27 protein-coding genes are annotated in these 24,652 nt (G+C 49.3%); 16 read left to right on the top strand and 11 right to left on the bottom strand.

Annotated features, from left to right (window positions below; genetic code table 11):
• Nucleotides 1–28 precede the first annotated feature (28 nt).
• On the bottom strand, nt 29–1,261 hold the full coding sequence (locus ACTJJJ_RS30590) for a hypothetical protein (protein WP_440703800.1): 1,233 nt from the start codon (nt 1,259–1,261) through the stop codon (nt 29–31).
• Nucleotides 1,262–1,265: 4 nt separating this feature from the next.
• Nucleotides 1,266–2,282 carry a UDP-N-acetylmuramate dehydrogenase gene (murB, locus tag ACTJJJ_RS30585; protein WP_440703799.1) on the bottom strand — a complete coding sequence of 339 codons (1,017 nt, stop codon included), beginning with the start codon at nt 2,280–2,282 and terminating at the stop codon, nt 1,266–1,268.
• Between the two features lie 111 nt (nt 2,283–2,393).
• Here murB and ACTJJJ_RS30580 point away from each other — a divergent pair, with 111 nt between their 5' ends.
• Together ACTJJJ_RS30580 and gmd are read left to right on the top strand one after the other, a co-directional pair.
• A complete protein-coding gene (locus ACTJJJ_RS30580) occupies nt 2,394–2,960 on the top strand; it encodes an SPOR domain-containing protein (protein WP_426292506.1) in 567 nt (188 codons plus the stop codon).
• 54 nt (nt 2,961–3,014) lie between these two features.
• Nucleotides 3,015–4,127 carry a GDP-mannose 4,6-dehydratase gene (gene gmd, locus ACTJJJ_RS30575; protein WP_188939101.1) on the top strand — a complete coding sequence of 371 codons (1,113 nt, stop codon included), beginning with the start codon at nt 3,015–3,017 and terminating at the stop codon, nt 4,125–4,127.
• Nucleotides 4,128–4,192: 65 nt separating this feature from the next.
• Here the strand turns inward: gmd and ACTJJJ_RS30570 are convergent, their stop codons facing one another.
• Nucleotides 4,193–4,648, bottom strand: coding sequence for a thioredoxin family protein (locus ACTJJJ_RS30570; protein WP_188939102.1), 456 nt, complete (start codon nt 4,646–4,648; stop codon nt 4,193–4,195).
• A gap of 155 nt (nt 4,649–4,803) precedes the next feature.
• Between ACTJJJ_RS30570 and yihA the strand changes: the two genes are divergently transcribed.
• The 5 genes from yihA to ACTJJJ_RS30545 all read left to right on the top strand — a co-directional run bounded on the left by yihA (nt 4,804) and on the right by ACTJJJ_RS30545 (nt 8,955).
• A complete protein-coding gene (gene yihA, locus ACTJJJ_RS30565) occupies nt 4,804–5,412 on the top strand; it encodes a ribosome biogenesis GTP-binding protein YihA/YsxC (RefSeq protein ID WP_188939103.1) in 609 nt (202 codons plus the stop codon).
• A gap of 98 nt (nt 5,413–5,510) precedes the next feature.
• Nucleotides 5,511–6,044 carry a DUF5606 family protein gene (locus tag ACTJJJ_RS30560; RefSeq protein ID WP_440703798.1) on the top strand — a complete coding sequence of 178 codons (534 nt, stop codon included), beginning with the start codon at nt 5,511–5,513 and terminating at the stop codon, nt 6,042–6,044.
• Nucleotides 6,045–6,100: 56 nt separating this feature from the next.
• The gene (deoC, locus tag ACTJJJ_RS30555; RefSeq protein WP_440703797.1) at nt 6,101–6,760 is read left to right on the top strand and encodes a deoxyribose-phosphate aldolase; all 660 of its coding nucleotides are present in this window, start codon (nt 6,101–6,103) and stop codon (nt 6,758–6,760) included.
• Entirely contained in the window at nt 6,757–7,869 is a 1,113-nt protein-coding gene (locus tag ACTJJJ_RS30550; RefSeq protein WP_440703796.1) for a glycosyltransferase family 4 protein, read from the top strand. The genes deoC and ACTJJJ_RS30550 overlap by 4 nt, the downstream gene beginning before the upstream one ends.
• Before the next feature lie 141 nt (nt 7,870–8,010).
• Nucleotides 8,011–8,955 carry a 3-oxoacyl-ACP synthase III family protein gene (locus ACTJJJ_RS30545; RefSeq protein WP_188939107.1) on the top strand — a complete coding sequence of 315 codons (945 nt, stop codon included), beginning with the start codon at nt 8,011–8,013 and terminating at the stop codon, nt 8,953–8,955.
• 89 nt (nt 8,956–9,044) lie between these two features.
• Here the strand turns inward: ACTJJJ_RS30545 and ACTJJJ_RS30540 are convergent, their stop codons facing one another.
• Complete coding sequence (locus ACTJJJ_RS30540; protein ID WP_188939108.1) at nt 9,045–11,045, bottom strand: M1 family metallopeptidase; 2,001 nt, start codon at nt 11,043–11,045, stop codon at nt 9,045–9,047.
• Nucleotides 11,046–11,178: 133 nt separating this feature from the next.
• Here ACTJJJ_RS30540 and meaB point away from each other — a divergent pair, with 133 nt between their 5' ends.
• Nucleotides 11,179–12,177, top strand: coding sequence for a methylmalonyl Co-A mutase-associated GTPase MeaB (gene meaB, locus ACTJJJ_RS30535; protein ID WP_440703795.1), 999 nt, complete (start codon nt 11,179–11,181; stop codon nt 12,175–12,177).
• Nucleotides 12,178–12,270: 93 nt separating this feature from the next.
• Complete coding sequence (locus ACTJJJ_RS30530; protein ID WP_440703794.1) at nt 12,271–12,750, top strand: lipocalin family protein; 480 nt, start codon at nt 12,271–12,273, stop codon at nt 12,748–12,750.
• A 50-nt stretch (nt 12,751–12,800) separates the two neighbouring features.
• Here the strand turns inward: ACTJJJ_RS30530 and ACTJJJ_RS30525 are convergent, their stop codons facing one another.
• Nucleotides 12,801–13,235, bottom strand: coding sequence for a YybH family protein (locus ACTJJJ_RS30525; RefSeq protein WP_188939111.1), 435 nt, complete (start codon nt 13,233–13,235; stop codon nt 12,801–12,803).
• Between the two features lie 225 nt (nt 13,236–13,460).
• Here ACTJJJ_RS30525 and ACTJJJ_RS30520 point away from each other — a divergent pair, with 225 nt between their 5' ends.
• Both ACTJJJ_RS30520 and ACTJJJ_RS30515 read left to right on the top strand, forming a co-directional pair.
• The gene (locus tag ACTJJJ_RS30520) at nt 13,461–14,336 is read left to right on the top strand and encodes a diacylglycerol/lipid kinase family protein (RefSeq protein WP_440703793.1); all 876 of its coding nucleotides are present in this window, start codon (nt 13,461–13,463) and stop codon (nt 14,334–14,336) included.
• A gap of 21 nt (nt 14,337–14,357) precedes the next feature.
• Complete coding sequence (locus tag ACTJJJ_RS30515) at nt 14,358–14,690, top strand: translation initiation factor (protein ID WP_188939113.1); 333 nt, start codon at nt 14,358–14,360, stop codon at nt 14,688–14,690.
• A gap of 12 nt (nt 14,691–14,702) precedes the next feature.
• On the opposite strand, the gene ACTJJJ_RS30510 is transcribed toward ACTJJJ_RS30515, so the two are convergent.
• Both ACTJJJ_RS30510 and ACTJJJ_RS30505 read right to left on the bottom strand, forming a co-directional pair.
• Nucleotides 14,703–15,143 (bottom strand): hypothetical protein, encoded by a 441-nt coding sequence (locus ACTJJJ_RS30510; RefSeq protein ID WP_188939114.1) that lies wholly within the window; start codon nt 15,141–15,143, stop codon nt 14,703–14,705.
• A gap of 63 nt (nt 15,144–15,206) precedes the next feature.
• Nucleotides 15,207–16,451 carry an ABC transporter permease gene (locus ACTJJJ_RS30505; protein WP_188939115.1) on the bottom strand — a complete coding sequence of 415 codons (1,245 nt, stop codon included), beginning with the start codon at nt 16,449–16,451 and terminating at the stop codon, nt 15,207–15,209.
• 124 nt (nt 16,452–16,575) lie between these two features.
• Between ACTJJJ_RS30505 and ggt the strand changes: the two genes are divergently transcribed.
• A complete protein-coding gene (gene ggt / locus ACTJJJ_RS30500) occupies nt 16,576–18,342 on the top strand; it encodes a gamma-glutamyltransferase (RefSeq protein ID WP_440703792.1) in 1,767 nt (588 codons plus the stop codon).
• A 14-nt stretch (nt 18,343–18,356) separates the two neighbouring features.
• Here ggt and ACTJJJ_RS30495 read toward each other — a convergent pair whose 3' ends face one another.
• A complete protein-coding gene (locus ACTJJJ_RS30495) occupies nt 18,357–18,863 on the bottom strand; it encodes a cupin domain-containing protein (protein ID WP_440703791.1) in 507 nt (168 codons plus the stop codon).
• A 135-nt stretch (nt 18,864–18,998) separates the two neighbouring features.
• On the opposite strand from ACTJJJ_RS30495, the gene nudK reads away from it, so the two are divergent.
• Entirely contained in the window at nt 18,999–19,586 is a 588-nt protein-coding gene (nudK, locus tag ACTJJJ_RS30490; protein WP_440703790.1) for a GDP-mannose pyrophosphatase NudK, read from the top strand.
• Between the two features lie 54 nt (nt 19,587–19,640).
• On the opposite strand, the gene ACTJJJ_RS30485 is transcribed toward nudK, so the two are convergent.
• The 3 genes from ACTJJJ_RS30485 to ACTJJJ_RS30475 all read right to left on the bottom strand — a co-directional run bounded on the left by ACTJJJ_RS30485 (nt 19,641) and on the right by ACTJJJ_RS30475 (nt 21,522).
• On the bottom strand, nt 19,641–19,970 hold the full coding sequence (locus tag ACTJJJ_RS30485) for a YtxH domain-containing protein (protein ID WP_188939119.1): 330 nt from the start codon (nt 19,968–19,970) through the stop codon (nt 19,641–19,643).
• A gap of 161 nt (nt 19,971–20,131) precedes the next feature.
• Entirely contained in the window at nt 20,132–20,863 is a 732-nt protein-coding gene (locus ACTJJJ_RS30480; protein WP_440703789.1) for an SIMPL domain-containing protein, read from the bottom strand.
• Between the two features lie 224 nt (nt 20,864–21,087).
• Nucleotides 21,088–21,522: a MarR family winged helix-turn-helix transcriptional regulator gene (locus tag ACTJJJ_RS30475; RefSeq protein ID WP_188939121.1), complete on the bottom strand. Its 435-nt coding sequence runs from the start codon at nt 21,520–21,522 to the stop codon at nt 21,088–21,090.
• 177 nt (nt 21,523–21,699) lie between these two features.
• Here ACTJJJ_RS30475 and ACTJJJ_RS30470 point away from each other — a divergent pair, with 177 nt between their 5' ends.
• The 3 genes from ACTJJJ_RS30470 to ACTJJJ_RS30460 are packed head-to-tail and all read left to right on the top strand — an operon-like array spanning nt 21,700 to nt 24,635.
• Entirely contained in the window at nt 21,700–22,608 is a 909-nt protein-coding gene (locus tag ACTJJJ_RS30470) for a glycosyltransferase family 2 protein (protein ID WP_440703788.1), read from the top strand.
• Between the two features lie 23 nt (nt 22,609–22,631).
• A complete protein-coding gene (locus ACTJJJ_RS30465) occupies nt 22,632–23,165 on the top strand; it encodes a dTDP-4-dehydrorhamnose 3,5-epimerase family protein (RefSeq protein ID WP_188939123.1) in 534 nt (177 codons plus the stop codon).
• Between the two features lie 24 nt (nt 23,166–23,189).
• Nucleotides 23,190–24,635 carry a lipopolysaccharide biosynthesis protein gene (locus tag ACTJJJ_RS30460; RefSeq protein WP_440703787.1) on the top strand — a complete coding sequence of 482 codons (1,446 nt, stop codon included), beginning with the start codon at nt 23,190–23,192 and terminating at the stop codon, nt 24,633–24,635.
• The last annotated feature ends 17 nt before the right edge of the window (nt 24,636–24,652 follow it).

Here is a 24,652-nt window from a genome sequence, read left to right as displayed (position 1 = left end):
ACATCGATGCCCGGTTATAAATATATCTTTAATATTTTACATTTAATGTCTCCGGTTTGTTTTCGGTACGTGACGCGGCGGGCAGCCAATGTTCGTCATACATAGCCAGGAACCATAATACCATGATCATCGGCAGGGAATATTTATCCCACGATAGCTGTGCCTTACCCAGCAGCAGGATATTCAGCAGAAAAACCCACGTCGCAAGGGTGAACCGCGGAGATATGAAACGGACGAGCGTAACGAGCATCAGCAACCCGAAAATCAGTTGTTTCAGTAATCCGCTGATACCTGTCTTCATCAACAATTCATCCACATAACCCAGGTATGGCCATGTGAAATAGGGATTATGAGCCTGTTTGGCAGGGAAAAAGGCGACAATCACGGCAATTACCGCCAGAAAACCGGCGAACATGATCGGATGCTTGCGCGGATATTCTAAAAAGTGTGAAAAACGGCGCGTCACCAATGTTTCAGGAATAATATAATACACCGCCACCACCGCAGAGGCGTACATTAAATAGCCGAAATTATAGTTTACCAGTTTATCCGAATCATAATGCTGGTTGGCCATGACCGAGGCGGGCGCAGGTCCGTGCCAGATTACCACCCAGGGGACAATGGCCAGAACCGCCAGCGCGTACCAGACCCAACCCGGATCGGAGAACACGCTTTTCACCAAAATCACAGGATTAGTACTCCATTTTACATTTTTGAACACCTCGTACGCCAGAATAGCCGCAGGAAATGCCAGCATGTATTGCCGGCAACAAACAGCTGCCGCCAGCGACAGGAAGCCCACCCAATGCCATTTACGCAAATAGGCGATCACACCGCCGAGCGTGAATACCATCGCGAAAATATCGGTGTAATAGTAAACGCTGATGAGGTAATAGTTCGGAAAAATCAATAAACCGCCCAGGCAGAGCCAGAAACGCTTCGTGCGTTCGGGGCTGAACCAAACAAAGAGCATTAGCAATGCAAAACTCGTGAAAGCCGTCAGCAGGCGGAGATTTTGAATATCCTTTCCGAAAACCCGCAGCACCCAGCCGCCTAGAATGAAAGGGATGGGCGTATTCAGCTCGTTGTAGGTTTGGAGTAAATGCAGCGAGGGAACCGGTTCGGTACTGAACAGCACTGCCGTGGGCAGGTAATGGTGTTCGTCCTGGTACGGGTCCACGGTAAACCGCTCTTTCAGAAAAAAAACAATGACAAATATTGCGAGCAGGGCAAATGAGGTGTATAACTTTTTGCGGTGCATGGTTCTAAATAAAATTGACTTCTGCGTTGAGCCGGATCCCGAACTTCCCGGCCACGGATTCCTGAATTTTTTCTGATAATGCTTTGATCTGCGCCCCCGTACCGCCACCATAATTGACGAGCACCAGCGCCTGGCGCGCATGGACGCCAATCTCGCCCTCGCGGTAACCCTTCCAGCCCGCCCTTTCGATCAGCCAGCCGGCCGGCACTTTCACCGTTTCGGCATCCACCGGATAACCGGGTACCTCCGGAAAGGTTTCCCGCAAACGTGTAAACTGAGCAACCGGTATTTCAGGGTTTTTGAAAAAACTTCCCGCATTCCCAATTTCAGCAGGGTCGGGCAGCTTGCTGCGGCGGATTTGCATGATGGCCTCGCTAACGTCGCGGATCGTCGGATTTTCGGTACCCATTTCCTGCAATGTCTTCTGGACATCTCCATAAGCAGCATTCAAAATAGGTTTCTTGCTAAGCTTAAAAGTGGTGCCCGTGATCACGTATTTGTGCTTCAATGCTTTTTTGAACACACTCTCGCGATACCCAAATTCACATTCTGAATTATTGAAAATGCGTTTTTTGCCATTTTCAATATCGACAGCCTCTACCGACTCGATCACACTTTTAATCTCCACACCATACGCCCCAATATTCTGCATCGGCGCCGCGCCCACCGTTCCGGGAATGAGCGACAGGTTTTCCACACCACCATAGCCTTTACCGACACAATGCATCACGAAATCGTGCCAAACCTCGCCCGCACCCGCTTCGAGCACGACCGTTGCCTCATTTTCTTCAACTATCGAAATACCTTTGATAGCGGGATGGATCACGAGTGCTTCGATGTCCTTTGTGAGTAAAATATTACTGCCTCCGCCGAGAATGAATTTCGGCGTTTCCTTCCATTCAGGATCACGCAAAACGGCTATTAACTCGTCGACGGACTGCACATTTACGAAATACCTGGCATCGGCATCGAGCCCGAATGTATTGAGATGACGAAGTGAAACGTTGGATTGTATTAGCATTGAAATCGGGAATAAACCGGGTAAAGTTAGGTATTACATTCAAAATTAAGTGGTATGGTGATTCATCCAATTTTGATTAAGTTTGTGGGCTCAGTTACAATGGTTCAGGATATGACGCTAAAAAAGAAATTTTTATGGGCTCTGCATCTTGGTATCATTTTGATTTCGGGTTGTGCCAAAAAGTCGGTAGTGAGCTCCGGTTCCGAGTACAAGGAAGATCTTTCGGCGGTCCGGCCACGCTATGAATACGTAGAACCCGCCGTCGTGACCCGTGCGGAACCGGCGACAACCGCTAAGAACAGCAACGTTCCAAAAGCCGATGTAGATAGGCCGTTGTATGTCAACAAAAAACTGGAATCGGTGCTGGATACGCTGTCGAAGCAGAACAAGTCCATCCGCTACATCAATGGTTTCAGGATCCAGATTTACGTAGGAAATGTGCGGCAGGAAGCAGATGGTGCGAAGTCCTATGTTTACCAGGCTTTCCCGGATTTGAACCCTTACGTTTCGTACACCCAGCCGACCTACCGAGTGAAAGTGGGCGATTTCATGTACCGGAGCGACGCAGAGCAATACCTCGACCTGATCCGCGAGCAATATGCTTCCGCGGTAATCCTTGCCGACAGGGTGGACATCAAACGAAGCCTGATGGTTAGCCCGGCTTCGGACCACAATTAATGTAATTACTTTTTAACCGGATAACATTATCCACATATACATACTACCAACAGAATGAAGAAAGCGCTAATTACAGGGATCACCGGCCAGGATGGTGCCTATTTGGCCGAGCTCCTTTTGAGCAAGGGATATGAAGTGCATGGTATCAAACGCCGCAGTTCGTTGTTCAATACCCAGCGGATCGACCATATTTACGAGGACCCGCACGAGAAAAACGTGCGCTTTCACCTTCACTACGGCGATCTGAGCGATTCTACAAACATTATCCGCATCATCCAGGAAGTTCAGCCGGATGAAATATATAACCTCGGAGCAATGTCTCACGTGCAGGTAAGTTTCGAGGAACCGGAATACACTGCCAATGTCGACGGTATCGGTACGCTCCGTATCCTGGAAGCAGTACGTTTGCTGGGATTGACCAAAAAAACCAAAATCTACCAGGCTTCCACTTCCGAACTGTACGGTTTGGTGCAGGAAGTGCCGCAGTCGGAGCGCACGCCGTTCTATCCGCGCTCGCCTTACGCAGTTGCGAAGCTGTACGGTTACTGGATCACCGTCAACTATCGCGAGGCATATAATATGTTCGCGGTGAATGGTATCCTTTTCAACCACGAGTCGCCATTGCGTGGCGAAACTTTCGTGACGCGCAAGATCACCCGCGCGGTTGCACGTATCGCATTGGGCTTGCAGGACAAAGTGTACCTGGGTAACCTCGACGCGCAACGCGACTGGGGCCATGCCAAAGACTTCGTGGAAGCGATGTGGCTTATCCTACAACAAGACACAGCCGAAGATTTCGTGATCGCAACAGGCGTCACCACGCGTATCCGCGAGTTCGTGCGCATGGCATTTGCGGAAGTTGGCATCGAAGTCGAGTTCAGCGGTGAAGGCGTCGACGAAATCGCGAAAGTGGCTAAATGCAACAATCCTGATTTCAAGATAGAAATCGGCAAAGAAGTAGTGGCTGTCGATCCGCGCTATTTCCGTCCAACCGAAGTGGAATTGCTCATCGGCGATCCTACGAAATCGATGGAGAAATTGGGCTGGAAACCGAAATACGATCTGAAAGCACTGGTGAACGACATGGTTACGGCCGACGTCCAACTGTTCCGCAAGGACCGTTTGCTCGAAAGCAGCGGCCACCGCGTTCCCAACTACTACGAATAAGATTTACACAAAATATAAAAACCCCGCAGAGGCATTCTGCGGGGTTTCTTTTTTATACTAATAATTTAAATAGCAGGGCCCTTTTGTACGGATTTGGCCGCTTTGATCAAGTCCTGAGGTTGCTGATAGCCCAGAAGCTGCTTCACCACCTTGCCTTTGCCATTGATAAAAAACAGAGTCGGATAGCCTTCGATCGGATACTTCCTCGCGAGCGCGGGTCCTTCACCGGCTTCCATATCGATTTTTACATTGATAAAATTTCCGTTGAAAACCCCGGCCACGTCCTCACGTGTGAAAACGTTTTTTTGCAACTGCTTGCAAGGCCCGCACCAGGTCGTGTAAGCGTCCAGAAAGATCAGTTTGTTCTCTTTTTTAGCTTTTTTAAGCAGGGAAGACCATGAGCCTTCGGTGAACTGGATGCCCTTTTCGGCCGCCTTTTTATCTCCTTCCCCGGCCATTGCCACGGACATGGTCAGCATCAGCGCCACGATCGCGAACCCGAGATTTTTAAGATTTTTCATTTTTTTAAATATGATTTTTGATTTCAGTATTCCATAACGAAAATACGCCTTTGTTTTATTTTACACAATTGTGGGCTGCAAGGCTATCTCGCACCTTTTGCGGATAAGAATCTCAAAAAAGGGTAACTTCGCAACTTTATTAACGCCAGAAAACCATGAAAGTTCAGGAAGCCAAGTATGTGATGAGTAACTCCGACTACGAAAAGTGCCCGGAGCCCATCCTTCCCGAATATGCATTTATCGGACGCTCCAATGTGGGTAAATCGTCGCTTATCAACATGCTGACAGGCAAAAAAGCGTTGGCTAAAACCTCGCAGCAGCCGGGAAAAACGCAGATGATCAACCATTTTATCATCGACGACACGTGGTATCTGGTCGATTTGCCCGGTTATGGTTATGCCAAAGTGAGCAAAGTCGAGCGCGACAAGTGGGAGAAGATGATCCATGATTACCTGCATTACCGCGAAAACCTGATTTGCACCTTCGTGCTGGTGGACGTCAGGCACAGCGCGATGGCCGTCGATCTGGAATTTATGGCAGCATTGGGCGAGGCGGGCATTCCGTTCGAGATCATATTTACCAAAGCTGATAAGCTCAAACCGGGCCAGGTAGCCAGCCAGGTGGCGGCTTACAAGCTAAAAATGGGTGAAATGTGGGAAGAAGTGCCGGAAATGTATGTAACCTCGGCAGAGAAAAATGAAGGCCGCGAGCCTATTCTGGCGACAATAGAAACTTATAATCAGTCGTTTGTGAAGACAAAGTAGCATATCGGTTGTTTCCCCGGCAATCTTTCCGTTATTTTGCGCAAAAATTGATTGCCGCATCCAACATTAACATCAAGATATAAACATAGTAAGAAAGGATGAGTGAAAAAGTAGAGTCAACAGGAATGGATTTGTTGAAAGAAGTAGCCAATGTATCCGGCAAGCCAGGGTTGTTCCGCATTCTGAAACCAAGCCGTGCGGGCGTGATCGTGGAAAGCCTGGACGAGAAACGTGAAAAAACGCTGATCGGCCCGACTGCTCGCGTATCGGTACTGAAAGACGTTTCGATCTTTACAGACGGTGCAGAAGAATCTGTTGCCCTGTCGGATGTGTTCCTGAAAATCCGTGAGATCCACGGCGAAGAGGTTACATTGTCTGTCAAAACTTCATCAGATAAAGAACTCATCGAGTTTCTTGCTGAGGTACTTCCGGATTTCGACCGCACGAAGGTGTATGTGTCGGACATCAAGAAAGTCATTACCTGGTACAACCTGCTTTCGAAATACACGCCCGAAGCATTTGTTGCAACAGAAGGTGAGACGGAAGTTGCTGCCGAGCCGGTTGCAGAAACCCCTGCGGTAGAAGAAGATCCTGCGAAAAAGGCTCCCAAAAAAGAAAAAAGTAAAGCTTAACAGCGACTGATATAATGTGGAACCCTGCCTTTCCGGCGGGGTTTTCCGTTTTTAATATGGACAATCTTTCTTCCTACATCGACCATACGCTGCTCAGCGCGACGGCCAGCGAAACCGACATCCGCAAAATCTGTGAAGAGGCCTGGATCCATCAGTTCAAGGCCGTTTGCGTCGCACCTGTATATGTGCCGTATGTAATGGAAATGCTGGAATTTTGTCCGGTTAAAATCGAAACGGCAACGGTGATCGGCTTTCCAATGGGCTATTCTACCACTGCTACCAAGCTTTTCGAAGCACGGGAGGCATTGCAAAATGGTGCTACCGAGCTCGATGTGGTAATGAATCTTTCACAATTCAAATCCATGGCTTATCTGAGCGTCCGCGAAGAACTCAAACAACTCTCGGACCTCGCGCATGAGCAGAATGCATTGCTGAAAGTCATTGTCGAAACCGCTTACCTCGATTCGTTCGATCTGTACACGGCCTGCGAAATCTGCGCGGAAGCCAAAGTGGATTTTGTCAAAACATCCACCGGCTTTGGGCCCGGCGGTGCGGATGCCGAAACGGTTCGTAAAATGCGTTCGATTCTGCCTGCGGAAGTAAAAATCAAGGCATCGGGTGGTATCAAGACTTATGAACAGGCCATTGCCATGATCGAAGCCGGTGCGGAACGTATCGGGACTTCGTCGGGCGTAGCGATCGTAACCCGCGCATGAAACGCGTGCTGCTGCTCAGTACGGCGCACCCGTCGGCAGACCCGCGCATTATGTACAAGATTGCGCCTTCGCTCCAAAGCTATTATGAGGTGTTTTGTGCGTTGCCCGGGGTTCGCGGAGATTTGCGAGAAAATCTGCATTTGATCAGCCTGCCAAAATTCGGGCGGTTGCTCCCCAGGATTTTACTGGCGCATCCCATTGCATTGTTAAAATGCCTGCCGCTGAGGCCGGATATCGTCCACATTTTTGTACCAGAGCTGATCCCCCTCGCCTTGCTCTTTCAGTGGGCAGGTGCGAAAGTGGTTTACGAAGTGCAGGAGAACCTGTTTAAGAAATTCGCCATCAAGCGATATAACAATAATCTGGTTTTCAAAACACTATTCCGTTTTTTCGACAAACTGGCGCGACGGAAGTTTCACTGCATTTTTACCGACGATGCCTATTTAAACGAATACCACGAGCTGGCAAGGCCATTCGCTGTTATCCACAATTATGTATCACTACCGGTAATAGACTCCCTCCCACCTGCGGGCATACGCGGGCGCGGGCCCGAGCTATTCTACCTGGGTGTGGTGTCTATGGAACGCTGCCTGGATACGATGATCAATGCGCTGGCCCTATTGAAGAAGAGCTATCCTGACTGCCATCTGCACCTTTTCGGCCCCATGAGGGTAGACAAGGAGGAGCTGGGAGCCATAGCAGACTACGGGCAGGTAATGAATAATATCACATTCCACGGTTATACCGACCAGCAAGTGGCGCTAAAATATGCCAGCCAGGCAATCGCCGGTATCGCATTGCTTAAACCTGTGGCCGATTATCCGGATTCGTTTCCAACGAAAATGTTTGAGTACATGGCACTAAAATTGCCTGTTATTACTTCGGATTTCCCTCTTTACAAGCGAATCGTGGAGGACTCGGGAAGTGGTTATTGTATCTCACCGTATGATCCGGAAGCGCTGCATAACGCGCTGCAATGCTGCATTTCCGAGAATGCGTTACGCTCGCAAATGGGTAACAACGGGAGAAAAGCCTCGGAGACCCGCTATAACTGGGCCTCGGAAGAAGCAAAACTGTTGTCATTTTATAACGACATTTTGCATTCCTGACAATCTGATTTACAGAAACACGCATTATGATTTTATAAATTTATTATTGAATTGTTCAAATATGGAGTGCTACGATTTCTACGAAATATTTAACTTTCGGAATCGAAAAGAATTGTAGCTTGCGAAGTCAACTTCTCAATCATGTATATTAATACGGTTAGTCATTATCTGCCAAGCGAAGTTATTGGTAATGAATATTTTACAAATCTCAACAACCTATCTAACGAGTGGATCACGGAAAGAACGGGAATCTCAGAAAGACGTAAAGCATCAGCAGACGAAAATACCTCGACCATGGCCATCAGGGCTGTGGAATCCTTACTTGAAAAAATCCCTTACAGTAAAAACGAGATAGATCTGATCGTGGGGGCAACTTATACGCCTTACGATACCATCGTCACGCTCGCACACGCGGTACAGCATCAGCTTCAAATTCCCGACATTCCCGTCGTGAGCATTTCTTCCGCATGCTCGTCGCTGCTCAATGCCATCGAGATCGTCGAAGGTTATTTTGCCATGGGCAAGGCCTCCAAAGCGCTGGTGGTAGTTTCCGACCATAATACGGCCTACTACAACGAAATGGATACGGTTTCAGGGCATTTGTGGGGAGATGGCGCTTCTGCATTGCTCATTTCAAAAGAGCGGCAGACGGAGAACGATATGCAAATCAAAAAGTTGATTACCGGCGGTGCTGCTACCAGCGGAAAAGCAGTGGATGCAGTGGTGCTTCGGCCGAACGATCGTGGAGTGGTGATGCCTTTCGGACGTGATGTGTTCCAGAATGCATGCGTGTACATGCCCAAAGTAAGTCAGCAGGTTTTGCAAGAATGCGGCCTGACGATCAACGACCTCGATTACCTTATCCCGCACCAGGCCAATCATAGGATCAGCCTCAATGTGATCAATACATTGGGTATCCCTGCCGAAAAACTGATATCGAACATTCAATACCTCGGTAACACGGGCTGTGCCGGATGCGCGATCGCGCTTTCGGAGAATAAAGAGAAATTCAAAAAAGGTGAAAATATCGTGATCACGGTATTTGGCGGCGGCTATTCGTACGGGGCTATGCTGCTTACCATTTGATTGCCCGACAATAAGTCATAAACATAGGTTGCATCAAAAACTTCGTTGTCAGCTTAGTCATATTTGATGCAACCTATGTCGCTCAATGCTTAGTTCACGTCCGGCTCGGCATTGTATGATGCCGGTTTCCAAACATTGTTTTCAGGATTGATATCCGGGAGGCTATGCTCAGGATCAATCATTACCGACCGGATAGGCCCCTGAGTAGCCGCTTTGAACGTCCATGCACCCCCCCGCTGCCAGATTTCTACCGGCAGTTCAACGCGCGTTTTTTTCCCACTTACTTCTTCGATATCCACTTTTACGGGCATTGCCAGCTGGTCCAGGTTCTCAATAGTGATATAAGAGCCCTTCTGCGGGTTTTGTTCTACATAGGCCACCTCCTTCACTGACTGGTCGAGTTTATAATTCTCGAAAAACCAGCCTTTCCAGAACCAGCCCAGGTCTTCGCCAGCTGCATCCTCGATGGTTCGGAAGAAATCGTAAGGCGTGGGATGCTTGAATGCCCAGCGTTGCACATAAATTTTGAATGCATAGTCGAAACGCTCTTTGCCGAGAATTTGCTCGCGAAGCATTTTCAGGCCTAATGCAGGTTTATAATACGCTTCCCAGCCCAGGTTCACGGCCTGAACCACGTCAGGAATCGTCATAATCGGATCCGCTTTCGGGCGGAAGATCATCGGTGCCAGACGATGCATATCGTTCATCTGGGTCGTTTTATATTCCCCATTATTAAAGTTATCGCCCGAAAGGAAGTTGATAAACGTATTGAACCCTTCGTCCATCCACGCATATTTACGCTCATTGTTACCTACGATCATCGGGAACCAGTTGTGGCCGAACTCATGATCGGTTACGCCCCAAAGATCCTCTTTACGGCTCTTGCTGCTGCAAAAAACGATTCCGGGATATTCCATACCACCCACAATACCGGCCACATTCGTCGCCACGGGGTAGGTATATTCATGCACATAATTGGAATAGAACTCGATGCATCCCTTTACGTACTCGGTCGAACGGCCCCAGCCATCGAGCCCGCCGTCCTCGGCCGGATACACCGACTGCGCCAACGCAGTTTTGCCTTTCGGCAGGTTCATACGCGCCGCATCCCATACAAACGCTTTGGAAGTAGCCCAGGCAATGTCGCGCGCCTGCACGCAACGGAAGCGCCAGGTCAATGTGCCCGATTGTTTTGGTCTCGTATTTGGGTTAGTAACTTCTTCTGCACTGCGGATTACGACGGTCTGGTCGCTTTTGGCAGCTTCGGCCAGTCTTTTACGTTGCTCAGCGGTAAGTACTTCGTTCGGGTTAAGCAATTCGCCCGAACCTACTACGATATGATCCCAGGGAACAGTTACATTGTATTCAAAATCACCATATTCGAGGTAAAACTCACCTGCACCAAGGTAGGGAAGCAAATTCCATCCTTCGATATCGTCAAAAACGGCTACGCGGGGGTACCATTGCGCCATTTCGTACACGATACCATTTTTCGTTTCAAGCGTACCCATGCGGTCGGAGCCGTACTCAGGAACTTTGAATGAATAGGCCAGCTTGATTTTAATCACATCACCATTCGCTTTCACCGGTGTTTTGAGGCGGATCTGCATCCGGGTATCGGTAATCTTGTATTCCGCATCCACAAATGCGCCCTTACCTTGCTGCACAGTTACTGCTTTGATGGAATCTCCGCCGTCAAAACCCATATTACCGAAACGGCCACCGGTAACCGGCGTGGTTTGTGCGCCTCTCGAATGGCTGCCAAATGCATTCTGATCGAGTTGGAGCCAGATAAATTCGAGGTTTTCAGGACTATTGTTTTTATAGGTAAGCTCCACTTCCCCGCTCACAGTCCCTTTCTCCTCTTCGAGCGCTACATTGATCTTGTAATCGGCACGGTTTTGCCAGTATTTGGGCCCGGGGGCGCCACTTCCGGTCCGGTACTCGTTGCCGGGCTGGAAGTTGAAGAGCGGGTGGAAGAGCACATGCGCATCATATTTCACCTTCTCCGCTTCCTGTGCGATAGTGTTGTTGAAGAAGCCCAGACTGCTCATTGCAATGAGGCCCAGACGAAATACTGAAATTTTCATTATAATGGTTAAAAAATTGGAAATATTGGGTTGTAAACGAGCAATATACACCTTTTCACCTGTTTTAAGTCAAAAAGTTTCATTTTAGCGACAGACAGTGCCTGTTTGTCTGCCAATGTAAAATTCACGTCCAATGCGCCAGCGATTGCCTGTCGAAACATATACCAAAGGCGTCCTCGCGGGCGACCGGGCAACGCTCAGCCGGGCCATTACGGTCATGGAAAGCAGCCTTCCCGACGACCGCGCATTGGCAGGCCAGATCCTCCAAAATATCTTGCCACATACCGGTAAGTCGATTCGCATTGGCATTACCGGCGTACCGGGGGTGGGGAAAAGCACATTTATCGAGGCATTCGGCGTTTACCTTACTTCGCTGGGCAAGCGCGTAGCTGTGCTGGCGGTCGATCCGAGCAGCAAACAGTCGGGCGGGAGCATATTGGGCGACAAAACGCGAATGGAAAAACTCGCACGTGACCCGAACGCGTACATCCGCCCTTCGCCTACGAATCTTTCGCTCGGGGGCGTCGCACGGCACACACGTGAGGCGATATTGTTGTGTGAAGCGGCAGGTTACGACATGATATTGGTTGAAACGGTGGGCGTTGGCCAATCCGAAACGCTGGTAAAAGGCATGACCGATTTCTTCCTCCTGCTCATGCTTGCCGGTGCGGGCGACGAGTTACAGGGCATCAAAAAGGGCATTATGGAAATGGTGGATGCCGTGGCTGTTAACAAGGCTGATAGTGGCAACGAGCTGGCAGTCGCGAAAGCCGTCTCCGAATACCGTCAGGCTTTGCATCTTTTCCCGGAGCCGCCCTCGAAGGTGCCCGTTCAGGTTGTGGCGTGTTCGGCATTGGAAGGCATTGGAATGGAAGCAATTTGGAAGCTGATTTCGGATTACTATGCTCAAACTTCCGAACATGGCTTTTTACAGCAAAACAGGCAGTTTCAACGGGTAGACTGGCTTCGCGAGCAGATCCGGCAGTTGCTGGAAGACCGGTTTTATGAAAATGAATGGGTGAAAAAGCACATCGCCACCATGGATGAGGCTGTCCGAAGCGGGGAAAAAGTGCCCGGCGAGGCGGCGGCGGATTTGATCAACGCTTTTCTTCTTAATTCCGCTAAGTCATAAAAATTCCCTGTAAGAGCATTTTTCACTAAGTTTGCGCGTTAAACACTAACGCGAATCAACTCTATTGATCTTAACTTTTTTACGTTCTCAACTATGAAAAAAACCTACGCCCTCAGCAAGACCTCCTTGCTCGCCATGCTCATGATCCTTTCTGTCGTTTTTGCTTGTAAGGATGATGACAAAGATGATCCGACACCGCCAGCAAACAACGATCCAATCGTGGCGACGTGGCAACTTACTGCCGTTGCAGCTGCTCCCGGATCTACGCTCCCCGTTGATCCTGCCGCACTCGTCCCGTGTATATACAGCTTGAAATTGACTTTTAAGGCCGACAATACCGTTGCCACTGCCGATTGTCCTACTGCTGTGACGCTCATTAATTCCGTTATACCCATCACTGGCGCTAAATGGGAAGTTAAGGATGGTAATCTGATATTGAAAGACGCTTCGAACAATTCCAAATCTTTTAAATACACGCTGAACGGCTCCGATTTGCAAGTTGCCGTTGACGATGCCGCCGTTATTCCTGGTTCAGCGGCTATTGATGTCGTTTTGAAATTCAAAAAAGTATAAGCTTTCAAATAATAAACAAAAGAGCCGGGCTTCTCAGTCCGGCTTTTTTGTTACCCGCTCGTATGATCGCAAACGATCAGCCATTTGCCCTTAATTTTTTTGAACAAAAGCGTGTAATGCCCTTCCATATCGCCTTTTTCAGGTCGGGTCAAATGAAATTTCCCTACCACGAACGCGACACCCGGGCCCGGGAATGAAAAATTGAGAAAGGTAAATTTCAAAGTACCCATCGTCGCACGGTCGGGGTAACGTTTGAGATAACCCTCATAGGTAGGCTTGTAGCCGTAGGTAATACCCGTCTTTCCGACAAACATCAGCGAATCGGATTCCCAGTAGCCGTTCATGAACGATTTGATATCCCCTTTGTTCCAATCTGCTTCCTGACGTTTCAGAATGCCGAGGATCTCGTCCTTGTCGCGCGCCGATTGGGCATTTGCCGTGAATGCGACGCCGATCAGAATGAGGGTAAAAAGCCAGTTTCTCATATTTTTTACGGATTTTTGTAGTGCAATTGACGATTCTAAATATAACGGAAAGATCATCGCCCCGGAAAGGCGCATTGCCGAAATATCATTGATCCAACAGGTATGAGCAAGTTTAACAGCATTTTCAAGAAAATCGACCGTCAGCGATACCCTTTCGTAGATGGTCTGTATTACCTGTTCATCATTGTTTTTCTCCTCATTCTGTTCCTATTTTTTGCCTGACCAGTGACCCATCCCTATTTATTTATACTGAATCCCAATTCGGGCACCTCGATCGGCAAGAACAGCGCGGCTGTACGGGAACGGATCCATTCCGTCGCGAAAAAGAATGCCGGTTCTGCCCAGATCCTCTTCACCGAGGAACCCGCCCACGCGACACAGCTCGTGCGCGAGCATATGCACACGGAAAAGTGGAAGGCCATCGTGGCCGTCGGTGGCGACGGTACTGTCAATGAGATTGCCAAGGCGCTTGTTGGAACCGATATCCCGATCGGCATTCTCCCGCTAGGCTCGGGAAACGGCCTCGCGAGGCACCTGGGCTTGCCCCTGACCCTGGACGCGGCATTGAAACGGCTGTTCGAAGGAAAGCCCTCGACGATTGACAGCGCCGAATTGAACGGCATACCGTTCTTCTGTACTGCCGGAATGGGCTTTGATGCTTATGTGGGGCATTTGTTCAGCCAGCAAAAGGCACGGGGGCTTGCTACTTATGTCAATGTGTCGTTCAAGGCATATTGGTCCTATAAACCGCAGCTGTTCCGGCTTAACGGCGTCGAAACGCAGGCATTTTCGCTCTCATTTGCCAATGCAGGCCAATTCGGGAATAATGCGTGGGTAGCGCCGCAGGCCAGCTTGCAGGATGGCTTGCTGGACGTGTGTACGATCAGCCCGTTCCCGCAATGGTACGGCACAGCGCTGGCTTACGGCTTGTTTACCAAACAGTTGAGACAATCAACCTATATCAACTACCAGCGTGCTACGGAAGCTCTGGTTGAAACCGACACCCCTCCGATGATCCACTACGACGGTGAGCCGCTGCAACTGGATACCACACGGATTGAAGTGAAAATAAAGCCGGGAAGCCTGAATGTGATCATTTGAATTCCCCTAACTTTTGAAAATATGTCGAAGAAAAACCGCTCGGGCGTCGTGTACTCCACCAACCCGGACTTTGAATACAACGACCAGGAAGACGAGGTTGAAACCCTGGCCCCACCGCAACAGGATCTCCGCATTTGGCTCGACCGCAAAGGCGGCGGAAAGGTGATTACGGTTGTCAAAGGGTTTATCGGAACAAATGCCGATTTGGAGGCATTAGGCAAGCAGTTGAAAAACCTGTGCGGCACCGGCGGCACCGTGAAAGACGGTGAGATCCAGATTCAGGGAGACCATCGCGACAAGGTGATTACCTGGCTCAGCAGCAAAAGCTATAAAGCAAAAAAAGCCGGAGGCTAGCTCCGGCTTTGGCTATAATGCCTTGGTCGTATCGATTTCCGTTGGGGCAGGCACCGTAGAAGGTGGTGGCGTCACAGGACGGCTCGGCCCGAGTACTTCCACGTCGGTGACAAAAAACTTGGTGTCACCATTCCAGGGCAGTTTGAAAAACTTCTCTTCGTAAGTCAATGAGACCCGATGACCATTTTTGATCGCCTCTTCCAGTTTTGAAATAGCATCCTTGTTCTTGCCGCTTACCGAGAACACCCATTGCGATGAGTTCATCGTGCCGTCACCTTCGAACAGGCCGCCCATTCTCAGCTCGCCTTCGTATGTTTTGAACAGGTAGCCCCGGTTACTCAGCCTTGTCACATATCCGCCGCGCTTTCCTTCACTGTAATATCCAAAGGTGATATAATATAAAATCCCAAATACGATTGCCAGAAATACGGCGAAAATGACCCACTTACGCATAATATTCGATCAGTGATGGTGATAGAAGCGAACTTCGCAAAACGGTTTGATTTTTCCTAGTGATTATTTTGCGCGGATGGCGATCACCGGATCCATGCGTGCGGCGAGCATTGCGGGAACGATCCCCGAAAGCACACCTATAATGCTCGACACGCCCAACCCAAGTATCACATTGCGCGGCAGCAGCAGGATTTCGAGCGACCCGAGTTTCAGGAACGAAAGCAGGTACACCAGGAATATCCCCACAAGCCCTCCTACAAGGCTCAGCATCACTGCTTCGAAGAGAAACTGGAACAATATCGAATAATTCTTGGCGCCCAGCGATTTCTGAATACCGATCAGGTTTGTTCTTTCCTTGACCGATACGAACATGATATTGGCAATTCCAAAACCACCTACCAGAATGGAAAAGCTCCCGATTACCCAGCCCGCGATCGTCAATACCGCGAACAATCCGGAAATCGCGACGGCTGCCGCTTCGGGCCGGTTTAATGAGAAATTATTGCCATCGCGAGGCTTGATACCCCGCTTGGTCCGCATTAGCCCCACGATTTCCGCTTCCACTTCCTTCATACCGACATCATCGGGAAAGCCCTTCACTACAATGTCTGCGCTTCGCCGGCCGGATTGAAACAGTTTGGAAAATGAGGAGAACGGGATCAGGCAAATTTTATCAGGGCTACCGCCAAAGTCAACCAGGCTCTCTCCCTTTTTCTCCCTCACGCCGATAATTGTGAACTTGTGGCCCGCCAGTTTGAAAGGCTTTCCGACAGGATCCTGACCGGGAAATAGCGATTCTGCGATATCCGCACCGACAATCGCCACATTTCGGGCGTTGTTGGTTTCAAGCGGAATGAAGTAACGGCCGTTCTGGACGGGAATGTCGGAAATAAGGTTGTATTCAAACGACACGCCCTGAATCTGGGCGTTGATGCTATTGGAGCCATTTTTGAGCGTCGTGCTACCCCTGAAATCCATGACAGCCACGGCACTGGCACTTTCCAGGTTTTCGTAGAGGTATTTATATTCGGAATAGGTCGGTTCCGGCCATTGAAAGTATTTCCACCATTGATACTCGCCACCGAAGCCCCACGGCCATTTTTGTACATAAATCACTTTATCGCCGATGAAGCTCAGGCTGTCGCGGATGCTTTTTTCCAGCGAATCGACAATGGTAAACACGGCAACGATCGCGAATATGCCCACCGTGACGCCGAGAAGCGATAGGATAGTGCGGGTAACATTGGTTTTGAGCGCTCCCCAGGCGAAGCGGAAACTCTCCCAGACCTGTCGTAAAAACTTCATCATGACGTTACGGACAATTTGAATTCAAAAGTTAACGCATCGCCCCAATGCATCGAAATAAATTGGTATAAAAGGTAAGAAAAAGGGTTCGATTTAATAAATTACAACATCAACCTGACACTCCTATATGAAATTACGCTTCGCGCTCATGCTGCTGGCCGGCACGCTATCCGGCGTTTCCTACGCCCAGAAACCAGTACAGGAATCTACCGGCTTCTATCAGTTCCTTTCCGACGATCCTAATCAGAAACCTTTTTTCAGTGACCGCAAAGGCGTCGTCGCACAAAACGGGATGGTCGCTTCGGCCCATCCCGAGGCTTCGAAAGTGGGGGTGGATATTCTCAAGGCAGGCGGAAATGCAGTGGACGCCGCGGTGGCCGTGCAATTTGCGCTGGCTGTGGTTCATCCTTCGGCAGGCAATATCGGCGGCGGCGGATTTTTGGTTTTACGAGATAAAGATGGCAAAAGTTATAGCATCGATTTCCGCGAAAAAGCTCCCGGAAAGGGCCACGCCGATATGTATCTTGACAAAGACGGCAATATTGTTCCCAATTCGAGTACACTGGGGCGTCTGGCGTCGGGCGTGCCGGGGTCTGTGGATGGTATGGCCCAGGCGCATGCCAGGTATGGTAAACTAAGCTGGAAGCAGGTATTGCAGCCAGCCATCGACATTGCCGCAAATGGGGTGATACTGACGGAACGGGAGGCACGCAGCCTCAACTCGATCAAAAAGGATCTGTTGACCATAAATCCAGGCTCGTTGTATTTCCTGAACCCGACGGGCAAGGATTGGGCGGCGGGCGATCTCCTCGTGCAGAAGGACCTGTCCAAAGTATTGAAGCGTGTTCAGAAGAAAGGTCGGGAAGGCTTCTATGCCGGCAGAGTGGCCAAAAAGCTCGTAAAGGATATTAACAGGAACGGAGAAGGCATTATCAGCAAACAGGACCTCGCCGATTACCATGCACAATGGCGCGAAACCATTACCGAAGGATATAAACGCTATAAGGTGATCACGATGGCACCGCCATCCAGCGGGGGCGTAGCATTGCTGCAACTTATGCGCCTCACCGAGCAGCACCCGCTGCGCAAATGGGGCTGGCACAGCGATTCGACTATTCAGGTGATGATCGAGGCCGAGCGCCGCGTGTACGCCGACCGCGCTAAGTTCCTGGGCGATCCCGATTTCGTGAAGGTGCCGGTGAACGATCTCATCAGCCAAGCTTACCTGCAAAAACGTTGGAGCGATTTCTCCTGGGACAAAGCGACCGACAGCAAAAATATTCACGGCGGCACGCTGCCGGGCTACGAGAGCCTGGAAACCACACACTTTTCGGTGGTAGACAAAGAAGGCAATGCAGTATCCGTCACAACTACCTTGAACGGTGGCTACGGCAGCCGCGTCGTAGTGAAAGGCGGGGGCTTTTTTATGAACAATGAAATGGACGATTTCAGTATTAAAGCCGGCGCACCGAATATGTACGGGCTGATCGGCAATAAAGCCAATGCGATCGCACCGGGCAAGCGAATGCTCTCTTCCATGACGCCGACCATCATCGAAAAAGACGGAAAACTGCTGATGGTAGTGGGTACGCCGGGCGGTTCTACCATCATTACATCGGTTTATCAAACCATTCTAAACGTCCTGGAACACGGTATGACCATGCAGCAGGCCGTGAATGCATTGAAATTCCACCACCAGTGGCTGCCCGACAAAACTACTTTCGAGGCCAATGCATTCTCGGCCGAGGCCATTAAGAAGTTGCAGGACAAGGGCTACATCCTCGAACAGCAACGCAACTCCATCGGCCGGATGGATTGCATCCTGGTGCTCCCCGACGGCTCCCTCGAAGGCGGCTCCGACCCACGCGGGGACGATACGAGCGCAGGATATTAACGCACGCCGGGTTGTCAGCAACGGGTAAGTTCGGCGATCAGCCCGGCGTGTTGGGGATAAGCCTGGGATAATGCCTCCCGCCCGGCCATTTCGAAGTCGGCAAAATCGAAACCGGGCGCTACGGTGCAGCCCACGAGCGCGTACGTGCTCCCGCTCGCGGGGCGTGAGCCGAACCACGCACCGGCCGGTACCACGGCCTGGAATGTTTCTCCATTGTCGGGATTGCTACCTAGCCTGATTGTGTTCAGCTCGCCTGTTTTTTCATCTATTACAAACACTTCCAACGCTTCCCCGGCATAGAAATGCCACATTTCATCAGCCTGAATGCGGTGGAATGCGGAGAAGTTGTGCGATTCGAGTAAAAAGTAAATGCCGGTCGAAAATGCCCTGTCGCCCCCGAAACGCGTGGGTAATGCGTGGTGCGGAATACTTTCGGATGCGCGGTAAGTTTCGGCATAATAGCCGCCTTCCGGGTGAGGCAGAAGGTTATACTTTTCAATCCAGTAAGATGCAGGTTTCATGGAACGTAGGTTGAGATAACAACCGCAAAGTAATCCGGATCACTAAATATTCGCCATTGGCTCATTCTTTTTTGCTCGTAGAAAAGTTTTGATTAATTTTGATCATTATTAATCACAAATAATCAAATTCAATCAATGGCAAATCCCCGCGTCAACATGGCATCGGAAGAAGTCCTTTCGAATAACTGGTACACGCTTCGCAAATACACATTCGACTACCAACGCGCCGACGGCTCCTGGGAGCGCCAGGCGCGTGAAGCGTACGACCGCGGGAATGGCGCGGTGATTTTGCTTTATAATAAGGAAAAACAGACCGTTGTGCTGACAAGGCAGTTTCGCCTGCCTACTTATACCAACGGGAATGACACCGGCATGATGATCGAAGCCTGCGCAGGCCTTCTCGACAAAGACAATCCCGAAGCATGCATTAAACGTGAAACGGAGGAGGAAACCGGTTACAAAGTAAGCTCGGTGAAGAAAATATTCGAAGCATACATGTCGCCCGGCTCGGTGACTGAAATCCTTTACTTTTTTGTAGCAGCCTATTCCGACGATATGAAAGTCAGTAACGGCGGGGGCTGCGCCACGGAGCAGGAGAACATTGAGGTAATTGAAATCCCCTTCACAAAAGCGATTCAAATGGTCACCAGCGGCGAAATCAACGACGCCAAGACCATCATGCTCATCCAGTATGCCCAGATCAACGGTTTACTAGGGCAATAAAAATGCCGGAGAGTGCCTGGTACAAGCATTCTCCGGCACCCATGTGATCTGTTATCAGGAAATAGGGTCGGGTGTTGGCGTAATATCCGTTTCCGTGGATGCAGCGTCCTTTGTGCCCTTGAATTTTTCAAACAAATCCTTAAAAAAGGTCTCCGCATCCGGAAAGTTGCCCTTCAGAGTTTCCGCCCCTTTGGTTTTTAGTTCCTCGAAATACTCAGGAGCTTTATCGATGGCCCCTTCGGCTTCGGCTTTCAGGTTGTTAGCCTTTGTTTTAAGGTCTTCCAGAAGCTTCTCTCCCTCCTCGGTCTGAAGGTATTTGTGTGCTGCCACTCCCGCGGCGGCTCCCAAAATAAATGTGGCCAGGTGTTTTGCGTTAATGCTCATGATTTCCAGTTACTTAGTTTGAGATTGAATATTCAATTTAAGGAAACTAATAGTTCCAACAAAAGAACGGACTGACAAATCCGGATGCATTACACAGAAAAAATTGTGCCCGGCAAACTATTTACCGGGCACCTGAGAGGGAAGTTTATGCGTGAAACGGCCTATTTGATCTCAAATGCAGCCTGCATCCGGTAACTGATCTTGATTTTCTGATACTGTACATCGCTGTCCTGAACGGTATCCGAAGCCTCTGCTGCAAATGCACGCACATTGGCTTTGGCGAATACCGGCTGAGGAAAATAAAGGTTTTCGTCCAGCTCTTTGATTTCGAGCACTTTGCCCAACTTCTGATCCAAAGCGGCTACCAGGTACTCTGCCTTCACCTTGGCAGCTTTCAACGCATCGATCTTCACCTGCTTTTTGAATTCTTCACGCTTCGAATGGTCGACGCGCGCTACATTGGCATACTGCACACCACGGCTTTCCACCTTCGACAAAATGCCGTCCAGTTTTTCGGCGCTCGAAACTTTCAATTCATACTGTTTCGCTTCCAGGAAAGTTGCAGGCTTTTTCTTTTTGTCCACATAGTTCTGGTAACCGCCCACCCCACTGATCGACAATGCCTCTTTTGGCAAGCCGGCATCGGCCACCGCCTTGATCAGCTGCTTTTCGAGGGTAGAGATATTGACTTTGTCCTTCTGGTTCTTCTCGTCCTGGAAATACTCGCGGAGCGAGATGTTGAAATAAATTTCATCGGGAACAACCTCCATTTCTGCGAAACCCGCCACTTCTATATTCGGTACCTGATATTGCAGCTCAGATTTGACTTGGGAAAATGCGGGGGTAACAAGTGATGAAGTGATGAGAGCGCCGAGCAAAAAAAACTTTTTCATGGCCTTAATGATGGATAAAATGAAACTGATTTAACCGAACAGCCCTTTCAAACCTGCTGGTTGCGGAACCGTTCTATGGTTTAGATACAAAAACGTGGTGAAAGGTTTAATGGGAAGCTCCCGCAAATGCCCCATCAAGGTCGCACTTCTACACAAAAAAAGTGGAAGAACCACGTAAAAAGCTGTCATTCTTCCACTTAATGGAGAGGTAAAATTCCGTCAAATCAGGTAAAATTTTGGTAAATAGAATCCATGATCCGCACGAAATGCTGGTAATCGGCGTCGCTGAGACTTCCCCACCCTTTGCGGCGGATGTCGGCCACGATCGGGAACGCCTGGTTGTAGATCGCCTCCCCGCTTTTGGTGAGAAACAGATTGAATTTCCTGCGGTCGCCCGCAGCTGGCCCGCGCTCAACCAGGCCTTTCTTTTCCAGCAAATCGATAATCCTCGTCACGGTCGGAGGGTCTTTGAAGGTCATTTCCGCCAGCTCGTTCTGGCTGATGCCCTGCTTTCTGAAAATATGGTCAATAAGCACCCATTGGTCGACCGTAAGGTCAAAACCCGCCTCAGTCAGCTGCTTTTGCAATGCATTGCGAATCTTTTTGATAGTCGTATCTATCTTAAAAAAGTAGGCACGATGATCCGACTGGTGTGTCATGATGTGGAAGTAAAACAGGTTTGGAATGATTGAGTATTATCAAATATAAGCCTACGCAACAATTCGTCTACTAATAATTGTGAGGAAAAGTTTGGTGATTTTATATTTCCGCCAAAGGATGCCTTACGGAGACTAAAGGCTATGAGTAAGATGAGATATGTACTTACTTTCCCCTTCATGAGCAGCCCTGTTATCTCGATCGTTACAGCAACCTACAATCGGAGCAATATCCTTGGTTTCACGATCCGGTCTGTATTGAACCAAACTTTTCAGGAATGGGAGTTGATCGTTGTCGGGGACTGCTGTACGGATGATACGGAATCGGTGGTAAATGGTTTTCAGGACTCCAGAATAACCTTTATCAACCTGAAAGAGAACTTCGGTGAGCAGTCGGGCCCCAACAATGTAGGCCTGAAACAAGCAAAGGGTGATTTTATCGCCTTTCTGAACCATGATGACCTATGGTTTCCTGATCATCTTGCTTATTCTCTCAATTTCTTGCAATCGTCAGGCGCAGACCTGGCCCTGGCGGCCGGGTTCATAGATCACGGAGAAGAGAAAAGTTATTTTTACCTGAGTGGTGTAGTTTCAAAAAAGTACGGTTACCATCCGTCACGCATCTTTGTGCCTGCGAGCAATTGGCTTTTCAAGCGAAGCCTGATCCAGGACGTCGGTTTTTGGCGACCGGCCAGGGAGCTGCACCTCGTGCCATCGCATGATTGGCTCAAACGTGCTTTCGAGGCCGGCAAGAGGATTGAGCCAACCAGGCATTTTACGGTAATTGCCCTGCCTTCCAGTTCGCGAAAGAACTCTTATAAGGACCGCATGTCCCAGGACAGCCAGCGGTGCTTTGAGCAATTACGCGACAATCCGCATTTTAGAGAGCAATTGGCGGTCAAATACTTATATAATTGCTTCGAAGAAAGCTATTATGATGAAAAAACGTATTACTGGCGATTTTTTACGAAAAAGATTAAAACTGCCTTCATCAGATTGGGCTTGAATACCATAGAATTCTACATGAAAAGAAACTATCGAAAAGGCGGTCTGGTGGCAAGCTATCGCCAAAAAAGAGGACTCAACTAACTCAAACTAACCTTCCCCGAACAATGTTACAAGCCGAAAAATGGAGTATCGACAGCGCGATCAAAGACGCTAAAAGTATTACCGCGCAATGGAACCCCTCTAACCTGGACCTGATTGACGGCGTCAAAGTGAAAGAGGTTAAAAATGTGATCAAAAACAATGGCTTCCTGACGGAAATCTACCGGCAGGACTGGGAACTCGACAACCTAACGGTAGATCAGATTTTCCAGGTTTCGTTGCTTCCCGGCGGTATCTCGGCGTGGCATGCGCACGAAGTTACTACCGATCGCATTTTTGTAAATACAGGTCTGATTAAAGTCGTTTTGTACGACGCACGCCCGGAATCCCCTACTTACGGGCAAATCAACGAATTCCGTTGCGGGGCGTTCAGGCCTATGCTCATCATCGTTCCTCCACGAATATGGCATGGCGTGCAAAACTTTACGAACGAACATGCCGCATTATTGAATATCGTCGATCGGGCATATCAATACGACGATCCGGATCACTGGAGAATACCCGTTAACTCTCCCGAAATTCCCTATACATTCTCCTGATCCACATCCGAAACAGGCGCTCCATTGGAAAACATCAACCCCGATTCGTTTGAACGGTCCGTCTTTTCGGGCATCAGGTGGAATCTGATTATTTCCTTTGGCGGACAATTAAGCAGCATTGGCTTTAATTTACTGCTAAGCCGTATGCTCGGACCCGGCGATTTTGGGTTGCTGGCCGCGGCGATGGCATTTACGGGCCTGATTGAGACCTTTGGCACACTGGGGAGCACTTCTGCGCTCACCCAGCGTGCCGTCGTTAGCGACCGCTTCTATTCGGCGGTACTCGTCGTGACATCCCTGCTTGCGATATTAATGATGCTCGCTATTGGCTTTTCATCGTCATTTCTTGCTGCGTTTTATAACAAGCCCCAATTACAGGACGTGTTCCTGCTGCTGATGTGGTCCATCCCTTTTCAGGCGATCGAGGCATTCCCGCTCTCTGAATTACAAAGGCGCCTGGCCTTCGATAAGATTGCATTCACCAATATCCTGAGTATTGTCGTTTCCGGAGTAGTGGCTGTATGGCTGGCATACAACGGACATGGCTGGATAGCGTTGGGGGCAAGACTCCTCCTCGTGCAAAGCGTCCGAACGCTTACATTATGCGCTTATGCATGGCCGAAGTTTAGGTTTCGTCCGGCGCTCTCCGAAATAAAGGAACTCCTGCATTTTGGGGTTCCTCAATCGCTATCACAGTTTTTGTTGGTCTTCGGTAGGAAAATTGACGACATCCTCATTGGGAAATGGATGGGAATCAACGCATTGGGAATATATAGTCTGGCTTACAGCCTCTACGTCTGGCCTGTCTCGAATATCAAGGGCAGGATTTCCCAGGTTATTTTTGCCGCGTTTTCCAAAATCCAGGGGGACAGAACGGCGATGGGCAGCTTTTATCTGAAAACGGTATCGCTCGCGACATTGATTGGTTTTCCCGTGATTGTCGGTTTTTCAGTGGTATGCGATCTTGCGGTTCCCATTTTATTGGGTGATAAATGGATACAAGCAATTCCTATATTGAGAATTCTGGGTTTTGCATCGCTATTTGAGATTTGTGTTTTCCCGGGAGCCATCTATCAGGCGATCGGCCAAACCAAATCATATCTGAAAATCATCTTACTCACCCGAATGATCGCCGCCTCGGGTATCCTGTTTGCATTGGTTGCGGGATATGGAATCGATGGGGTCGCCGCAAGTATTGTCGCCACGAGTCTGGTGAGCTTTCTGGTCTACAATCATTTTGTAAAGAAAATCATTTCGGTAGGACACTTTGCGCTCATCCGGATCATTCTAAAAAACAGCATTCCCAGCGTCGCAATGCTCGCCCTGATCTTAATGGTGCGGTACTTCCTAAACGGCCGTCTCGCCCCATTGCCGGAGCTTACATTGTCAGTACTCGCCGGCGCAGGGGCATACTTTCTGCTAATGAAAAGATATCACCCCGAGATTTTAGCCTCCAAGGGCATTTCATGAAAAATGCCGGTAAGATC

The organism is Dyadobacter sp. 22481, from assembly GCF_052044875.1.
Classification (GTDB): domain Bacteria; phylum Bacteroidota; class Bacteroidia; order Cytophagales; family Spirosomataceae; genus Dyadobacter; species Dyadobacter endophyticus.
The sequence above is the reverse complement of the archived record's forward strand: the minus strand, read 5'-3'. Positions and strand labels throughout refer to the sequence as shown.

Excerpts from the sequence above, each read along its gene's own strand:
- ACTJJJ_RS30590 (WP_440703800.1), bottom strand. The coding sequence starts at position 1,261 with ATGCACCGCAAAAAGTTATACACCTCATTTGCCCTGCTCGCAATATTT.
- murB (WP_440703799.1), bottom strand. The coding sequence starts at position 2,282 with ATGCTAATACAATCCAACGTTTCACTTCGTCATCTCAATACATTCGGG.
- ACTJJJ_RS30580 (WP_426292506.1), top strand. The coding sequence starts at position 2,394 with ATGACGCTAAAAAAGAAATTTTTATGGGCTCTGCATCTTGGTATCATT.
- gmd (WP_188939101.1), top strand. The coding sequence starts at position 3,015 with ATGAAGAAAGCGCTAATTACAGGGATCACCGGCCAGGATGGTGCCTAT.
- ACTJJJ_RS30570 (WP_188939102.1), bottom strand. The coding sequence starts at position 4,648 with ATGAAAAATCTTAAAAATCTCGGGTTCGCGATCGTGGCGCTGATGCTG.
- yihA (WP_188939103.1), top strand. The coding sequence starts at position 4,804 with ATGAAAGTTCAGGAAGCCAAGTATGTGATGAGTAACTCCGACTACGAA.
- ACTJJJ_RS30560 (WP_440703798.1), top strand. The coding sequence starts at position 5,511 with ATGAGTGAAAAAGTAGAGTCAACAGGAATGGATTTGTTGAAAGAAGTA.
- deoC (WP_440703797.1), top strand. The coding sequence starts at position 6,101 with ATGGACAATCTTTCTTCCTACATCGACCATACGCTGCTCAGCGCGACG.
- ACTJJJ_RS30550 (WP_440703796.1), top strand. The coding sequence starts at position 6,757 with ATGAAACGCGTGCTGCTGCTCAGTACGGCGCACCCGTCGGCAGACCCG.
- ACTJJJ_RS30545 (WP_188939107.1), top strand. The coding sequence starts at position 8,011 with ATGTATATTAATACGGTTAGTCATTATCTGCCAAGCGAAGTTATTGGT.
- ACTJJJ_RS30540 (WP_188939108.1), bottom strand. The coding sequence starts at position 11,045 with ATGAAAATTTCAGTATTTCGTCTGGGCCTCATTGCAATGAGCAGTCTG.
- meaB (WP_440703795.1), top strand. The coding sequence starts at position 11,179 with ATGCGCCAGCGATTGCCTGTCGAAACATATACCAAAGGCGTCCTCGCG.
- ACTJJJ_RS30530 (WP_440703794.1), top strand. The coding sequence starts at position 12,271 with ATGAAAAAAACCTACGCCCTCAGCAAGACCTCCTTGCTCGCCATGCTC.
- ACTJJJ_RS30525 (WP_188939111.1), bottom strand. The coding sequence starts at position 13,235 with ATGAGAAACTGGCTTTTTACCCTCATTCTGATCGGCGTCGCATTCACG.
- ACTJJJ_RS30515 (WP_188939113.1), top strand. The coding sequence starts at position 14,358 with ATGTCGAAGAAAAACCGCTCGGGCGTCGTGTACTCCACCAACCCGGAC.
- ACTJJJ_RS30510 (WP_188939114.1), bottom strand. The coding sequence starts at position 15,143 with ATGCGTAAGTGGGTCATTTTCGCCGTATTTCTGGCAATCGTATTTGGG.
- ACTJJJ_RS30505 (WP_188939115.1), bottom strand. The coding sequence starts at position 16,451 with ATGATGAAGTTTTTACGACAGGTCTGGGAGAGTTTCCGCTTCGCCTGG.
- ggt (WP_440703792.1), top strand. The coding sequence starts at position 16,576 with ATGAAATTACGCTTCGCGCTCATGCTGCTGGCCGGCACGCTATCCGGC.
- ACTJJJ_RS30495 (WP_440703791.1), bottom strand. The coding sequence starts at position 18,863 with ATGAAACCTGCATCTTACTGGATTGAAAAGTATAACCTTCTGCCTCAC.
- nudK (WP_440703790.1), top strand. The coding sequence starts at position 18,999 with ATGGCAAATCCCCGCGTCAACATGGCATCGGAAGAAGTCCTTTCGAAT.
- ACTJJJ_RS30485 (WP_188939119.1), bottom strand. The coding sequence starts at position 19,970 with ATGAGCATTAACGCAAAACACCTGGCCACATTTATTTTGGGAGCCGCC.
- ACTJJJ_RS30480 (WP_440703789.1), bottom strand. The coding sequence starts at position 20,863 with ATGAAAAAGTTTTTTTTGCTCGGCGCTCTCATCACTTCATCACTTGTT.
- ACTJJJ_RS30475 (WP_188939121.1), bottom strand. The coding sequence starts at position 21,522 with ATGACACACCAGTCGGATCATCGTGCCTACTTTTTTAAGATAGATACG.
- ACTJJJ_RS30470 (WP_440703788.1), top strand. The coding sequence starts at position 21,700 with ATGAGCAGCCCTGTTATCTCGATCGTTACAGCAACCTACAATCGGAGC.
- ACTJJJ_RS30465 (WP_188939123.1), top strand. The coding sequence starts at position 22,632 with ATGTTACAAGCCGAAAAATGGAGTATCGACAGCGCGATCAAAGACGCT.